The following is a 274-nucleotide window of genomic DNA, read 5'->3' on the forward strand; positions in this document are numbered from 1 at the left end:
GCGGCCCGCTTCCCCTATGACGAGACCGAAGATCAGCTGAACTCGATCGAGGCCGTACGCGATGATCTCGGCAGTGGCCGGCCGATGGATCGCCTTGTCTGCGGCGATGTCGGCTTCGGCAAGACGGAAGTGGCCCTGCGTGCTGCCTTCATCGCCGCGATGAATGGCGTACAGGTCGCCGTCGTCGTACCGACGACGCTCTTGGCACGCCAGCATTTCAAGACCTTCTCCGAGCGTTTCCGTGGTTTGCCGATCCGCATCCAGCAGGCTTCGC

At 63.1% G+C, this 274-nt stretch carries 1 protein-coding gene; it reads left to right on the forward strand.

The window, feature by feature from the left end; genetic code table 11:
* A partial coding sequence (locus tag I8N66_RS15950) for a DEAD/DEAH box helicase (protein WP_291155089.1) occupies nucleotides 1-274 on the forward strand: 274 nt, incomplete at both ends.

It is taken from the genome of Ensifer sp. SSB1 (assembly GCF_016652895.1).
Classification (GTDB): domain Bacteria; phylum Pseudomonadota; class Alphaproteobacteria; order Rhizobiales; family Rhizobiaceae; genus Ensifer.